The organism is Kitasatospora sp. NPDC001660, assembly GCF_053596725.1.
Genome location: NZ_JBSFGU010000004.1, coordinates 208536 through 222877, shown reverse-complemented (window position 1 = coordinate 222877; position 14342 = coordinate 208536). Strand labels below are relative to the sequence as shown.

Annotated in this window: 14 protein-coding genes; 9 read left to right on the top strand and 5 right to left on the bottom strand. The window is 73.2% G+C overall.

The annotated features are described in order from the left end of the window. Positions 1-47: 47 nt before the first annotated feature. From ACWCXH_RS06360 to ACWCXH_RS06350, 3 genes are all read left to right on the top strand, one after another. A complete protein-coding gene (locus tag ACWCXH_RS06360) occupies positions 48-494 on the top strand; it encodes a DUF5304 family protein (protein WP_449800171.1) in 447 nt (148 codons plus the stop codon). Between the two features lie 192 nt (positions 495-686). Next, positions 687-1631: an ROK family glucokinase gene (locus ACWCXH_RS06355; RefSeq protein ID WP_449800170.1), complete on the top strand. Its 945-nt coding sequence runs from the start codon at positions 687-689 to the stop codon at positions 1629-1631. Between the two features lie 132 nt (positions 1632-1763). Then, on the top strand, positions 1764-2513 hold the full coding sequence (locus tag ACWCXH_RS06350) for an endonuclease/exonuclease/phosphatase family protein (protein WP_449800169.1): 750 nt from the start codon (positions 1764-1766) through the stop codon (positions 2511-2513). On the opposite strand, the gene ACWCXH_RS06345 is transcribed toward ACWCXH_RS06350, so the two are convergent. Further along, complete coding sequence (locus ACWCXH_RS06345; RefSeq protein WP_449800168.1) at positions 2510-3187, bottom strand: hypothetical protein; 678 nt, start codon at positions 3185-3187, stop codon at positions 2510-2512. The two genes, ACWCXH_RS06350 and ACWCXH_RS06345, sit on opposite strands and share 4 nt — an antisense overlap. Then, positions 3180-3974, bottom strand: coding sequence for an alpha/beta hydrolase (locus ACWCXH_RS06340; RefSeq protein WP_449800167.1), 795 nt, complete (start codon positions 3972-3974; stop codon positions 3180-3182). The genes ACWCXH_RS06345 and ACWCXH_RS06340 overlap by 8 nt, the downstream gene beginning before the upstream one ends. A gap of 215 nt (positions 3975-4189) precedes the next feature. Between ACWCXH_RS06340 and ACWCXH_RS06335 the strand changes: the two genes are divergently transcribed. Genes ACWCXH_RS06335 through ACWCXH_RS06325 form a run of 3 tightly spaced genes read left to right on the top strand, consistent with a single transcriptional unit; the run spans position 4190 to position 6940 of the window. After that, positions 4190-5002, top strand: a complete 813-nt coding sequence (locus ACWCXH_RS06335) for a lysophospholipid acyltransferase family protein (RefSeq protein WP_449800310.1) — start codon at positions 4190-4192, stop codon at positions 5000-5002. Between the two features lie 35 nt (positions 5003-5037). Beyond that, positions 5038-6270, top strand: a complete 1233-nt coding sequence (gene macS, locus ACWCXH_RS06330) for a MacS family sensor histidine kinase (RefSeq protein WP_449800166.1) — start codon at positions 5038-5040, stop codon at positions 6268-6270. Continuing rightward, the gene (locus ACWCXH_RS06325; RefSeq protein ID WP_449800165.1) at positions 6248-6940 is read left to right on the top strand and encodes a response regulator; all 693 of its coding nucleotides are present in this window, start codon (positions 6248-6250) and stop codon (positions 6938-6940) included. The genes macS and ACWCXH_RS06325 overlap by 23 nt, the downstream gene beginning before the upstream one ends. Positions 6941-7030: 90 nt before the next feature. On the opposite strand, the gene ACWCXH_RS06320 is transcribed toward ACWCXH_RS06325, so the two are convergent. Further along, positions 7031-8989, bottom strand: coding sequence for an anthranilate synthase family protein (locus tag ACWCXH_RS06320; RefSeq protein WP_449800164.1), 1959 nt, complete (start codon positions 8987-8989; stop codon positions 7031-7033). A gap of 304 nt (positions 8990-9293) precedes the next feature. Between ACWCXH_RS06320 and ACWCXH_RS06315 the strand changes: the two genes are divergently transcribed. Together ACWCXH_RS06315 and ACWCXH_RS06310 are read left to right on the top strand one after the other, a co-directional pair. Further along, the gene (locus ACWCXH_RS06315; RefSeq protein WP_449800163.1) at positions 9294-10643 is read left to right on the top strand and encodes a class II 3-deoxy-7-phosphoheptulonate synthase; all 1350 of its coding nucleotides are present in this window, start codon (positions 9294-9296) and stop codon (positions 10641-10643) included. A 178-nt stretch (positions 10644-10821) separates the two neighbouring features. Beyond that, positions 10822-11109, top strand: coding sequence for a (2Fe-2S)-binding protein (locus ACWCXH_RS06310; protein WP_449800162.1), 288 nt, complete (start codon positions 10822-10824; stop codon positions 11107-11109). A gap of 13 nt (positions 11110-11122) precedes the next feature. Here ACWCXH_RS06310 and bfr read toward each other — a convergent pair whose 3' ends face one another. Next, positions 11123-11602 (bottom strand): bacterioferritin, encoded by a 480-nt coding sequence (gene bfr / locus ACWCXH_RS06305; RefSeq protein WP_449800161.1) that lies wholly within the window; start codon positions 11600-11602, stop codon positions 11123-11125. 219 nt (positions 11603-11821) lie between these two features. Between bfr and ACWCXH_RS06300 the strand changes: the two genes are divergently transcribed. Further along, positions 11822-12451, top strand: coding sequence for a sulfite oxidase-like oxidoreductase (locus ACWCXH_RS06300; protein WP_449800160.1), 630 nt, complete (start codon positions 11822-11824; stop codon positions 12449-12451). Positions 12452-12483: 32 nt separating this feature from the next. Here ACWCXH_RS06300 and pknB read toward each other — a convergent pair whose 3' ends face one another. Further along, positions 12484-14280, bottom strand: a complete 1797-nt coding sequence (gene pknB / locus ACWCXH_RS06295) for a Stk1 family PASTA domain-containing Ser/Thr kinase (RefSeq protein WP_449800159.1) — start codon at positions 14278-14280, stop codon at positions 12484-12486. Between the last annotated feature and the right edge of the window lie 62 nt (positions 14281-14342).

Here is a 14342-nt window from a genome sequence, read left to right as displayed (position 1 = left end):
GGTGGCCGGTGGCCGCGGGGTGCGGCCGCAGCAGAGGAGGCCCCGCGATGACCAGCACCGACCGCACCGAGCCGACGAACGGGCCGACGGACGGGTCGAGGGACGAGCCGATCGACGGGCCCGCGGACGCGCGCACGGACGGGCCGACTGCTGGTCCCGACGGCGCGCAGGCCCACCCCTTCGGCCCGGAGCTCGGCCCGCTGGTGGACGAGGTTCGCCGGTTCGCCGGCGCCGTCGGCCAGAAGGCGCAGGAGGCGAGCGCCGACGCCCTGATCACCGTGGCCGGGGTGGCCGACCGGCTGCGCGAGCAGCGGCCGGAGGTCTACGGGCACCTCGCGGCCGCCGGCTCCGGGCTGGCCGCCGTCGGTGCCGAACTGCTGGCCGCCTACCGTGCCGCGGTGGTCGGCCACGAGCGCCGCTGGACCGCCGGGGAGGGCGCCTCCACCGAGCGGATCGACCTCGATACCCCGGACGAGCCGTCCACCAAGCAGTGAATCCGTAACCCCTGAGCGGTGACGACCTCACCCCCGTGCGTGACGAACCGGGAATATTCGTACGACTTTTGAAGTGTCACGGCCCGGTTGCTCCCAGATTGTCTTCGGCTAATGTATGCGAGGCTGTGTACTAAGGCGGGGTTGGGCGGTACCGTTCCGTCCAGCGGGAACGAGTGAATAGCTGAGGGACACATGGCTCTGACCATCGGCGTCGATGTCGGCGGGACCAAGATCGCGGCAGGTGTGGTCGACGAGGCGGGCGCGATCCTCGCCAGGACCAGGGTGCCCACCCCGGCCGACCCGCAGTGGGCCGTCGACGCCATCGCGCAGGCCGTGCGCGAGCTCAAGGAGCAGCACCCCGACGTCACCGCCGTCGGCGTCGGCGCCCCCGGCTTCGTCGACCGCAACCGCTCCACGGTGATCTTCGCCCCCAACATCGACTGGGAGAACGAGCCGCTGCGCGGCCGGATCGAGGAGCTCACCGGCCTGGACAGCGTCGTCGAGAACGACGCCAACTGCGCCGCCTGGGCCGAGTTCCGCTTCGGTGCCGCCGCCGACCACGAGGACATGGTCCTGATCACCGTCGGCACCGGCATCGGCGGCGGCATCGTCCTGGACGGCCGGCTGCATCGCGGCCGGTTCGGCGTGGCCGGCGAGATCGGCCACCTCAACATGGTCCCGGACGGCCTGTCCTGCGGCTGCGGCGGCAAGGGCTGCTGGGAGCAGTACGGCTCCGGGCGCGCGCTGCGCCGCTACGGCCGGGAGAAGGCGGCCGCCGACCCGACGCGCGGCCGCCGGATGCTGGAGCTCAACGACGGCGTCGCCGAGACCATCCGCGGCATCCACATCACCGAGGCCGCAGAGGAGGGCGACCCGCTCGCCCTGGAGTGCTACGCCGAGCTCGCCGACTGGCTGGGCCGCGGCATGGCCGACCTCGCCGCGCTCTTCGACCCGGGCGTCTTCGTCCTCGGCGGCGGCGTCTCCGACTCCGGCCGCCTGCTGCTCGACCCGGTCGCCAAGGCCTTCGAGCACTACCTGACCGGCGGGGTGCACCGCCCGCGCGCCGAGGTCGTCCTGGCCTCGATGGGCTCGGCCGCCGGCATCGTCGGCGCGGCCGACCTCGCCCGCACCGCCTGACCCGTTACACCCCCGCAGAAGCCCGCCGGCGGCGGCGCGACCGGACCCCGACCAACCCCGGACGCGCCGCCGCCGTCGCACGTCCCGGGGCTGTCGTACGGTCAGCCGTACCGATCACGGACGGGGAGGAACATGACGACGGCACCCACCGAACCGCTGCCCGGGCCCGGCCCTCGCCGACTGCGGCTGCTCGGCTACAACGTCCGCTCGCTGCGAGACGACCGCCAGGCGCTCGTCCGGGTGATCCGGGCGTGCGAGCCCGACGTCGTCTGCGTCCAGGAGTCGCCGCGCTACTGGCGGCCCGAGGGCCAGGCCGCGTGGCTCGCCCGCCGCACCGGGACGACCGTCCTCGCCGGCGGCGGCCGGACGGCGGCCGGACCGCTGCTGCTCGGCCGGCCCGGCGCCGTGGAGGTGCTCGGCGTGCACGACCGGCTCCTGCCCAAGACCCGCGGCCTGCACGCCCGCGGCTTCGCCACCGCGCTGCTGCGGCTGCCCGGCTCGGCGCCGTTCACCGTCACCAGCTGCCACCTGAGCCTGGACGCCGACGAGCGGTACGGCCAGTTCGAGCTGCTGCTCGGCCAGCTCGGGATCGCCGAACTCGGCGTCGTGGCGGGCGACTTCAACGAGCACCCGGACGGCCCGGGATGGCGGCTGCTGGCCTCGCGGCTCCAGGACGGGCACGTCACGGCGCCCTGGGGCGGCGAGTTCACGTCCGTCCCGGAGCGCCCCTACCAGCGGATCGACGCCGTCTTCGCCACACCCGGGATCACCGTGCTCGCCTGCGGCGTGCCGCACGGGCTGCCCGGCGTCACCGGGGCGGACCTGCGGGCCGCGACCGACCACCTTCCGGTGCTCGCCGTACTGGAGGTTCCGCAGGCCTAGACGACGGCCCCGTGGTCCGGGTCGTCCGGCTCGTCCTCGTCGCGGTCCTTCATCCGGACCACCAGGGTCACGAAGCCGCCCAGGAAGGCGCTGAACCCGACCCAGGCCGGCCAGCCGGCGATCTCCCGCCACACCACCGCGTCGAACAGCAGCAGCGCCGGGCCGCCGAGCACCGCGAGCCAGGCGAACTTGGTGGTCACGTCCGCCGGGGGCAGCGGCGGGGGCTCCGGCGGGACGAAGTGGCCCTCGTCCGTCTCCTCGGCCAGCTCGAAGTCGCGCGGGCCCGTGCCGCCGGCCGGCAGCACCGGGCCGCCCGACCGGGGGCGGGGCCGCGGGGCCAGGTCGGAGAGGTCGTCCGGGGCGCCGTGGCCGGCGCCGTCCTTGAAGCCGCCCTTGGCCCGGAGGTTCTCGATTTCCGGCCAGTTCGGGTTGTTGAGGTCGACGGGGTCGTCGAACTGCGCCACCAGGGCGGCGAAGATCTCGTCCTGTTCGGCCTGGCTGCGCTCGGGCGCGCGCCGCGGCCGGGGTTCCGCGGGGGGCTCGCCGGCCTTGTCCGCCGCCGGGCCGCCGCTCGCGCCGCCCTTGGTCGCGTCGTCGGTCGCGCCGTCCTCGCGGGGTGCCTCGTCCCCGCCGCCCGCCGTGCTGCTCTCGTGCACTTCCGGCCCTTCAGCCATGGTGATCGTCGGATTCGACCCGGTTGACGCCCGCCGCGTGCGCGGGAGCCAGCCGTCGGATGAAGTCCAGGCCGGCCGTGAATATTTCCGCCGCGTCGTGGTCCAGCGTCGCGACGTGGAAGCTGCGCTGGCACAGCCGCTCCGTCACGTCGGTCGAGGATATCCGGGCCAGTACCAGTTCCGAGTTGGCCGGCGAGACCACGTGATCCTGCGGACTGCGGAACAGCAGCACCGGCTGGGTCACCTCCGGCAGCCTCCGCTGGACGTCCCGCCACAGCCGGCCCAGTGACCAGGCGGCGTTCAGCGGCGTCCGGTCGTAGCCCGCCTCCGTGACCCCCGGCCGGGCGATGTCGTCGGCGATCCCGCGCACGCTCGGCACGAGGTGCCGCAGCACCGGAAGCAGCACACTCGCGGGGTTGTCCGAGCGCACCGACGGGTTGACCAGGACCAGCCCGGACACCTTCGGGCCGTGCAGCGCGGCCAGCCGCAGGGCCAGTGCGCCGCCCATCGACAGCGCGAAGACGAAGACCTGCTCGCACTCCTCGGCGAGCACCCGGAACTCCCGGTCGACCTCGGCGTACCAGTCCTCCCACCGGGTGACCTGCATGTCCTGCCAGCGGGTGCCGTGCCCCGGCAGCAGCGGCAGCGAGACGGTGAGCCCGGCCGCCGCCAGCTCCCGCGCCCACGGGCGCATCGACTGCGGCGACCCGGTGAAGCCGTGGCACAGCAGCACCCCCACCGGTCCACCGCGGTGGCGGTACGGTTCGGCGCCGGGCAGCAACGGCATGGCGGACTCCTTCGCGGGCGGGCGGCGCTGGGGGAGGGGACGCCGGAACGGGAGGCTGCGGAATTCGCATCGTCCCACGCACCCCGCCGGGTCGTACACCCCCGGGCGTGCGCCCCGCGCCCGGCCGGTGAGCGGGGCGGGGCGCGGGTGGCGCCCGCGGGGCATTAGGATCGACCGGTCCGCAATACAGGAGGCCCGGGTTGTTCTACCGACTGATGAAGATGATCGTCGCGCCACTGCTTCGGATCTTCTTCCGGCCGTGGATCGAGGGTGAGGAGAACATCCCCACCGAGGGTGCGGCGATCATCGCGAGCAACCACCTGTCCTTCTCGGACTCCTTCTTCTTCCCCGCGCTGATCAGACGCCGGGTCACCTTCATCGCGAAGGCCGAGTACTTCAACACCCCGGGCCTCAAGGGCCGGCTGACCGCCGCGTTCTTCAAGGGCGTCGGCCAGCTGCCGGTGGACCGCTCCGGCGCCCGCGGCGCCGGCGAGGCCGCGATCCGCAGCGCGATCGCGGTGCTGGACCGCGGTGAGCTCTTCGGCGTCTACCCCGAGGGCACCCGTTCGCCCGACGGCAAGCTGTACCGCGGCAAGGTCGGGGGTCTCGCCCGCGTCGCGCTGGCCACGGGTGCGCCGGTCATCCCGGTCGCCATGATCGACACCGAGAAGGTGCAGCCGCCCGGCCAGGTCGTCCCCAACTTCGGCATCCGCCCCGGCATCCGGATCGGCCGCCCGCTGGACTTCTCCCGTTACCACGGCATGGAGAACGACCGCTTCATCCTCCGTTCGGTGACGGACGAGGTGATGTACGAGATCATGCGCCTCTCCGGCCAGGAGTACGTCGACATCTACGCGACCGCCGCCAAGCGGCAGATCGCCGAGGACAAGAAGCGCGCCGACGCCGAGCGCAAGGCCGCCGCCAAGGCGGAGAAGGCCGAGGCGGAGAAGGCCGAGGCGGAGAAGGCCGAGGCGGAGAAGGCCGAGGCGGAGAAGGCGCAGGAGCGGAAGGACGACGGGTCGGCCTGACGGACCACCCGGAGGCCCAGGGGAGGGGCGGGCGGATGACGGACGGTGGCAGAACCGCGGCGGTCGGCGCGGGCGTCGGCGGCACGGTCGCGGCGGGGGGCATGTCCGTCGAACTCCCGCTCTGGCGGGCGATGTCCTACTTCCGGGTCCTCGCCCTCTGCTACGCCCTGCTCCGTTACTTCCACTCCTACCTGCACTTCCTGCACCCCGTCGCCGGCTGGATCTACCTCGGCGCCCTCACCCTCTGGACCCTCGCCAGCACCCGGGCCTTCGCCGGCCCGCAGCGCTGCACCTGGTACGTCCTCGGGGCCGACCTCGCCATGGCCGTCACCGGCATCGTGATGAGCGGCCAGACCGACGACCCGGTCCGGATCAGCCACGGCTCGACCACCCTGCCGACCATCTGGGCCGCCGGCACGGTGCTCGGCTTCGCGGGCAAGGGCGGCTGGCGCTGGGCCGCGGCGGCCGGCTCGGTGATCGGCGTGGCGAACGTCCTCGGCCACGGCGGCACCACCGCCGACAACGTCCACAACATCGTGCTGCTGATGGTGGCCGGCTGCGCGATCGGCTACGTCATCGAACTCGCCCGCGCCGGCGAGGCCGCGCTCACCCGGGCCCTGCAGGTCGAGGCCGCGACCCGGGAACGCGAGCGGCTCTCCCGGGACATCCACGACGGCGTGCTCCAGGTGCTCGCCCTGGTCCAGCGCCGGGGCGCCGAGCAGGCCGGACACCCGGGCGGCAGCGCCGACTTCGCCGAGCTCGGCCGCCTCGCCGGCGAACAGGAGCGCGCACTGCGGGCGTTGATGACGGGCGGACCGATCCCCACCCAGTGCTCGCCGCGGGCCGCCGGGGAGCCGCGCGACCTCACCGCGCTGCTGCGCCCGTACACGGACGAGCGGATCACGCTCTCCGCCCCCGGCACCCCGGTCCTGCTGCCCGCGCCCGCCGCCGGCGAACTGGCCGCCGCGGTCGGCGCCGCCGTCGACAACGTCCGCAGGCACGCCGGGGAACGGGCCCGCGCCTGGATCCTGGTCGAGGACGAGCCGCAGGCCGTCACCGTCAGCATCCGCGACGACGGCCCCGGCTTCGTGCCCGGGCGGCTCGGCGAGGCGCAGCGGGCCGGGCGGCTCGGCGTCTCGCAGTCGATCCGCGGGCGCCTGCTGGACCTCGGCGGCACCGCCGAGCTGTACTCGGCGCCCGGGGAGGGCGTCGAGGTCGAACTCCGCGTTCCGAGGAAGGGTTCCGATGACCGACCAGCCGACGACTGACCCGGCGGCCGAGCGGCCGGTGCGGGTGATGGTCGTGGACGACCACCCGATGTGGCGCGACGCCGTCTCGCGCGACCTCGCCGAGGCCGGGCTGGACGTGGTGGCCACCGCCGGCGACGGCGAGGAGGCCGTCCGCCGGGCCCGCGCCTGCACGCCGCAGGTGGTCGTGCTCGACCTCAACCTGCCCGGCCTGCCCGGCGCCGAGGTGTGCCGGCAGGTCGTCGCGCACGACCCGTCGGTGCGGGTGCTGGTGCTCTCGGCGAGCGGCGAGCACCAGGACGTGCTGGAGGCGGTGAAGTCCGGTGCGACCGGCTACCTGGTGAAGTCGGCCGGGCGGGAGGAGCTGCTGGACGCTGTGCGGCGGACGGCCGTCGGCGACGCGGTCTTCACCCCGGGCCTGGCCGGCCTGGTGCTCGGCGAGTTCCGCCGCCTGGCCGCCGAACCGGCCCCGGCCTGCGCCCCGGCCGTGCCGCAGCTGACCGCCCGGGAGACGGAGGTGCTGCGGCTGGTGGCGAAGGGCCTGTCGTACCGTCAGATCGCCGAGCGCCTGGTGCTCTCGCACCGGACGGTGCAGAACCACGTGCAGAACACCCTGGGCAAGCTGCAGCTGCACAACCGGGTGGAGCTCGTCCGGTACGCGATCGAGCAGGGGCTGGACGACGGGATCTGAGCGGGCTGCCGCGCAAATCTCGCCGTCCAAATCTCGCCGCCCGGATCCCGCCGTCCGGCTCCTCGGCGACGCAGTCCGCGGCGCCGCCGGTCAGCGCCGTACGGCCGCGGGCCGGCGCAGCAGGGCGGCCACGATGTCCACGCCCTCGCGGGTCAGCACCGACTCCGGGTGGAACTGGAGGCCGGCGAAGCCGGGCCCGCGGAGCGCGTGCACGTCACCGGTGGCGGCGTCCCGGGCGAGCTCGACGCCCTCGGCGGCGAGCCGGGCCGCGTCGGCGTCCGTGCAGCGCGCGGTGAACGTGTTGTAGAAGCCGACCGTCCGCTTCGTCCCGAACAGGTCGACGGTCTCCTGCGCGCCTTGGTACGGGACGGCCTTGCGCGCGAGCGCGAGCCCGAGTTCGGCGGCGAGCAGCTGGTGGCTGAGGCAGACCGCGAGCAGCGGCGCCGTCCGTGCGCCGGAGCGGACGGCGGCCAGCGCGTCGGCGACGACCGCCCGGAGCACGGCCATCTTGGGGTCGTCGGCGAGCCGCGGGTCGCCCGGGCCGGGGCCGAGCACCAGCGGCCCCCGGTGGGCGGCGACCCGGGCGCGCAGCCCGGGTTCGTCGTAGCGGACGACGGAGACCTGGTGGCCGAGCGAGGTGAGCAGGTGGGCGAGCATCGCCGTGAAGGTGTCCTCGCCGTCCACCACCAGGGCCGGCTCGGGCTCGGTGATCTCGGCCGGGGTCTGCATCCGCAGCCAGAACGGCGCGAGGCCGCCGCGCCGGGCGCCGAGCGCGGCCTGGACCCGGTGGTCGTCGCCGAGCCGCGGCCCGCCCGGGTGGGGCACCCGGGCGGGCAACGCCCGGGCGCCGATCGCGGTGAGCACCCCGGCGGCCTTGGCGTGCGTCTCGGCGACCTCGGACTCCGGGTCGGAGTGCCGGACGAGGGTCGCGCCGACCCGGACGACGAGGCGCCCGGTGGCCGGGTCGATGTCGGCGGTGCGGATGCAGATCGGGGAGTCGAGCAGCTGTCCGCCGCTGGCCGAGCGGCCGATGAGGGCGAGCGCGCCGGAGTAGTAGCCGCGCCCGCCGGGCTCGTACCGCCGGATGACGCGGGTGGCGTTCTGGACCGGGCTGCCGGTGACGGTCGCGGCGAACATCGTCTCGCGGAGCACGTCCCGGACGTCCAGCGAGGTGCGGCCGCGCAGTTCGTACTCGGTGTGGGCGAGGTGGGCCATCTCCTTGAGCCGGGGGCCGAGCACCTGGCCGCCGAGGTCGCCGACGGCGCACATCATCTTCAGCTCTTCGTCGACGACCATCGTGAGCTCCTCCAGCTCCTTCGGATCGTGGAGGAACCGGAGGAGCGAGTCGATGTCCGCGCCGCCCGCCGGATAGCGGTAGGTGCCGGAGATCGGGTTCATCACGACGGTGCCGCCGCTCTGCCGGACGTGCACCTCGGGGGAGGCGCCGACGAGCACGCGCTCCCCGGTGTGGACCAGGAACGTCCAGTACGCGCCGCGCTCCTGGTCGAGCAGGCGGCGGAACAGGGTGAGGGCGAGCTCGGGCGAGCAGTGTCCGTCACCGGCTCCGCCGGGGCTCTCCAGCGTGGCGCTGAAGTCGCGCCGGATCACGAAGTTGGCGCCCTCGCCGTTGCCGATCTCGTCCCGGATCACCCGGCGGACGATGTCGGCGTACGCGGCGTCGTCCACGTCGAACGCGCCGCCGGACAGCGAGACCGGCAACCGGGGCAGTGCGGAGGCGAACTCGGCCAGCGGCAGGGCGTACTGCTCGGTCACCGCGAGGGCCTGGAGCGGTGTGCCGTCGTCGTGCGCCTCGAAGCCGCGCTCGCGGATCTGCCGGTACGGGACGAGCGCGAGCAGGTCGTGGACCGGGCCGCCCGCCGGCACGCCGGAGCGGACCGGCAGGTCGGCGAGGTGCTCGTGGCTGTCGACGGTGCCCAGCAGCACCTCGACGGTGTCCGGGGCGAGCCGGGGGGTGCGGCGGTGCAGCAGCGCGAAGGCGGGGGCGTCGGGGCCGGTGAGGCGGGCGAGCAGGTCGGCGGTGGTGGTCACGGGTGCGGCTTCCTTCCGGGAGGACGTGAGAGGCGCGGTGCTGGGGATCCGCTCCCGGAGGGCCGTCTGCTCAGACGCCGACGGCCGCCCCGAGGGGCGGCCGTCGTGTTCGTCTAGGAACGCGCGATCGGTGGGCCACCCGAGGGGGAGGCCCACCACCAGGAGTGGGTGTGGGGCGCGTGCATGGGCCGAGCGTAGCGGATTGGGCGGACCGGGTGAGCCGTGTCACTTCTTTGTCCGAGATGTGTCTCACCCATCGGGCATTGGTCACGAATCGCTGGTGTCACCCCGTAGCCTTGGCGGTGTGACCGCAACGACTGAGACATCGCGGACTGGCCACTCCTGGCAGTCCCTGCCCGCGGCGCAGCAGCCTGAATGGCCGGACCAAGAGGCTCTGCGCAAGACCCTTGCCGAGCTCGCCTCCTATCCGCCCCTCGTCTTCGCCGGCGAGTGCGACCAGCTGCGCGCCCGGCTCGGTGCCGTGGCGCGCGGGGAAGCGTTCCTCCTCCAGGGCGGCGACTGTGCCGAGGCCTTCGACGGCGTGTCGGCCGAGCACATCCGCAACAAGCTGAAGACCCTCCTCCAGATGGCCGCCGTGCTGACGTACGCGGCCTCCGTGCCGGTCGTCAAGGTGGGCCGGATCGCCGGCCAGTACTCGAAGCCGCGCTCGAAGTCGACCGAGACCCGGGACGGCGTGACCCTGCCGGTCTACCGCGGCGACTCGGTGAACGGCTTCGAGTTCACCCCCGAGTCCCGCATCCCGGACCCGGAGCGCCTGAAGCGGATGTACAACGCGTCCGCCGCGACGCTGAACCTGGTGCGCGCCTTCACCACCGGTGGTTACGCCGACCTGCGCCAGGTGCACGCCTGGAACCAGGACTTCGTCCGCAACTCGCCGGCCGGCCAGCGCTACGAGCAGCTCGCCCGGGAGATCGACAACGCCCTGGCCTTCATGAACGCCTGCGGTGTCGCGCCGGAGGAGTTCAAGACCGTCGAGTTCTACTCCTCGCACGAGGCGCTGATCCTCGACTACGAGACCGCGCTGACCCGCGTGGACTCGCGCACCGGGGACCTGTACGACGTCTCCGGCCACATGGTGTGGATCGGTGAGCGCACCCGCCAGCTGGACCACGCGCACATCGAGTTCGCCTCCCAGGTCCGCAACCCGATCGGGGTCAAGCTCGGCCCGACCACCTCGGTCGACGAGGCGCTGACGCTGATCGAGAAGCTGGACCCGGAGCGCCAGCCCGGTCGCCTCACCTTCATCACCCGGATGGGTGCGGGCAAGATCCGCGAGCACCTGCCCACCCTGGTGGAGAAGGTCACCGCGTCCGGCGCGCAGCCGGTGTGGATCTGCGACCCGATGCACGGCAACACCTTCGAGGCCTCCAGCGGCCACAAGACCCGCCGCTTCGACGACGTGCTCGACGAGGTCAAGGGCTTCTTCGAGGTGCACCGCGCGCTCGGCACCCACCCGGGCGGCATCCACGTGGAGCTGACCGGCGACGACGTGACCGAGTGCGTCGGCGGCGGCGACGAGGTGCTGGTCGACGACCTGCACCAGCGCTACGAGACGGCCTGCGACCCGCGCCTCAACCGCAGCCAGTCGCTGGACCTGGCGTTCCTGGTGGCGGAGATGTACCGCGGCCAGTAGCCGTCGTGCGGCCCCTGAATGTGACGAAGGCCCCTCCGGATTCGGCGTCCCCGAGCCCGGAGGGGCTTTTTCGCACCCGGATCGCCGGGTAAGGTGAGGCTTAGTGAACTAAGGCAAGCCTTAGTCAAGATCCACTGCAGTCAAGAGCCACTGCGCTTCACCCCCGGGAGAGACCGCGATGTACGTGTGCATGTGCCATGCGGTCACCGAGGACCAGGTGAAGAAGGCGATCGACGCGGGTGCCGGCACTCCGCGGCAGATCGCCAGGAGCTGCAAGGCCGGCACCGACTGCGGCTCCTGCGTCCGCCGGATCCAGGCGCTGCTCGGCGAGCACGGCGCCCGGCCCTGTCCGACCGCCCGGCTGGCCGTCAGGCTCGGCCTCGCGGAGCCCGAGGTCCCGGCCCCGGTCGCGGTCGCGCCGGCTCCGGCGGCCCCGGCGCCCGTCGTCCCGCTGCGCGCGGCCTGACCGGCGCGGCGGCTCAGGACTCCGGCTGCTCGATCAGCTGGGCGATGTAGAGCGCCTCGCCGAGCTTGTCGACGAGCTCCAGCTGGGTGTCGAGGTAGTCGATGTGGTGCTCCTCGTCCGCCAGGATGTCCTCGAAGATGTTCGCCGAGGTGATGTCGTTCTTGGCGCGCATCACCACGATCCCGCGCTTGAGCCGGTCGATCGCCTCGACCTCGATCTGGCGGTCGGCCTCGAACATCTCCTTGACCGTCTGCCCGATCCGGACGTGGAAGAGCCGCTGGTAGTTGGGCAGGCCGTCCAGGAAGAGGATCCGGTCGGTGAGCGTCTCGGCGTGCTTCATCTCGTCGAACGACTCGTGCCGGGTGTACGCGGCGAGCTTCGTCCAGCCGAAGTTCTCCTGCATCTTGGCGTGCAGGAAGTACTGGTTGATCGCGGTCAGCTCGGCGGTGAGCTGCTCGTTGAGGAACTCGATGACCTCTGGATCGCCCTGCATGGTGCTGCCTCCCTGCGCTGGAGCCTGCTGTGAGTCCTGCGCTGCGCATCCTGGCACCGAAATAGGAGGAACTTCCAGTAAGTTCACACTCACTAGGACATGTGTCGGAATATCCGATTTGGGTTAATATCGAGCGCCCCTTGGTCCGCACGGGCGGGGCGTGCAAGCACCGAAAGGGGCGCGCGCCGGGGCCCGACCGCCGTCTGTCACCATGGAGCCATGGGTCAGTCCGAACAAGAACCGCTTCCGCCGTCTGACCCGAGGCTCCCCCCGGGACAGCGCGTCCAGCGCGGCTGGCCCGCCCTGCACTACGGGCCCGTCCCCCGCTTCAAGCCGCTGACCTGGGACCTCCAGGTGTTCGGCGCGACCGCCTCGGCGGAGAAGCACAGCTGGGACTTCGACGCGTTCACCGCCCTGCCCCGCACCACCGTCCACGCGGACCTGCACTGCGTCACCAAGTTCTCGATGCTCGGCAACGAGTGGACGGGCGTCCCGGCCGCCCTCGTCCTCGACCTCGTGCCCCCGGCGCCGGGCGTCACGCACGTGATGGTCTGGGCCGAGTACGGCTACAGCGCCAACCTGCGGCTGGCCGACTTCGCCGACCCGCGCACGATCTTCGCCACCCACCGCAACGGCGAGCCGCTGACCGCCGAACACGGCTTCCCCGTCCGGCTGATCGTCCCGCAGCTGTACGCCTGGAAGGGCCCGAAGTGGGTCCGCGCGGTCGAGTACATGCGGGCCGACCGGCGCGGCTTCTGGGAGGAGCGCGGCTACCACAACCTCGCCGACCCGTGGCGCGAGCAGCGCTACTCCTACCAGGAGGAGCCGGGCGAGGGCCCGCTGCGCTGACTCCCCCCGCTGGATGAAGGGCCCGAACCCCCTCAGATGAAGGGGAAGTTGACCGTCACCGCGGTGTGCTGCGGGCGCCGCTCGCCGGCCGCCGGGACCTGGCTGGTCGCCTTGCCGCTGCCGAGCAGGTTGACCCCGGTGGCCTGCATCGTGAACCCGGCCGCCGCGAGCGCCTTCTCGGCCGCGTCCTTGGTCATCCCGGTGACGTCCGGCACCGGCACCATGCCCTTGCTGACCACCAGCGAGACCGGGGTGTTCTCCGCCACCTGCTGACCGGCGGCCGGCGAGCTGCTGATCACCGCACCCTCGGGCACGGTGTCGTTGTACGTTCCGGTCACCGAGCCCCTGGCCAGCTGCGCGCCGGTCAGCGCCGCCGCGGCCTGGTCGGTGGGCTTGCCGGTGACGTCCGGTACCGCGATCCGGTGCGGCCCCTTGGAGACGGTGACCGTCACGGCGTCGCTCTTGCGGGCCCGGGTGCCGACCCCCGGATCGGTGGAGATCACCTGGCCGGACGGCACGGTCTCGCTGTACGCGTCGACGAACCGTCCGTGCATGCCCTCCTTGTCCAGGATCCGCTGCGCCTCGGCGCGGTCCTTGCCGAGCACTCCGGGCACCGGTCCGTACAGCGCACCGGACAGCCCGTACGTCACCCCGCCGACCAGCAGCACCAGGGCGGTCAGTGCGGACGCCCAGATCAGCGGCTTGCGGGGGATGCGGCGCAGCGGGTTCGGGCGGGGCGGGCGGACCGGGGTCGGCTCGTCGTACGGGCGCGGCTCGACCAGCAGCTGGTCCATCAGGTCCGGCGGGACGTCCAGCACGCTGGTGCGCTCGGCCTGCGGCGGCTCGGCCGGCTGGGGAATCGGCTGAGGGAGGTGCTGGATCACCGAGGTCGGTTCGCTGGTCGGGTAACGCGGGGTGGGCCGGGTGGAGGCCGGCGGCTCGGCGTCCAGTTCGGCCGGGCCGAGTTCGCGGCGGACGCGCTGGAGGGCGGCCAGCAGCTCGACCGCGTCGTACGGGCGGGCGTCCGGGGTCCGGGCGCAGGCGCCGAGCACGATCGCGTCGAGCGGCGGGGTGACGGCCGGGACGGTGAGCGAGGGCGCGGGGACGTCCTCGTGCAGGTGCTTGTACATGACCTGGACGGGATTGTCGCCGGTGTGCGGGCGCGTGCCGGTGAGCATCTCGTACAGCAGGATGCCGGCCGCGTAGACGTCGACGCGTTGGTCGGTGGGGGCGTCCGGGAGGATCTGCTCGGGCGCGAGGTAGGAGACGGTGCCCATGACGGTGCCGCCGGTGGCGGTGGACGTCGAGGTGGGGGCGCCGTCGGCGGTCCCCAGGACCCGGACCAGGCCGAAGTCGGCGACCTTGACCAGGCCGCCGTCGGTGATCAGCACGTTCTCCGGCTTGACGTCGCGGTGGACCAGCCCGGCCCGGTGGGCGGCGCCGAGTGCGGCGAGCACCGGTTCCATGATGTCCAGGGCGGCCCGGACCGACAGCGCGCCGCGGTCGCGCAGCAGGTCGCGCAGGGTGCGGCCGGGCACGTACTCCATGGCGAGGAAGACGCTTCCGCCGTCCGCGCCCTGGTCGAAGACGTTGACCACGTTGGGGTGGGCGAGGCGGGCGACGGCCTTGGCCTCGCGGATGAACCGGGCGGTGAAGCCCTCGTCCCCGGCGAGGTCGGGGTGCATCACCTTGAGGGCGAGCACGCGGTCCAGGCGGGTGTCGGTGCCCTTGTAGACCGTGGACATGCCGCCGGTCGCGATGCGCTGCTCGACCCGGTACCGGCCGTCGAGCAGGGTACCGATCAGGGGGTCGTGCAGCGCCTTGTCCACCCGAGGAGTGTAGTGGGGCGGGTGGAAGCCGGTCCCGGAGGACGCCGCCTCCGGGACCGGCT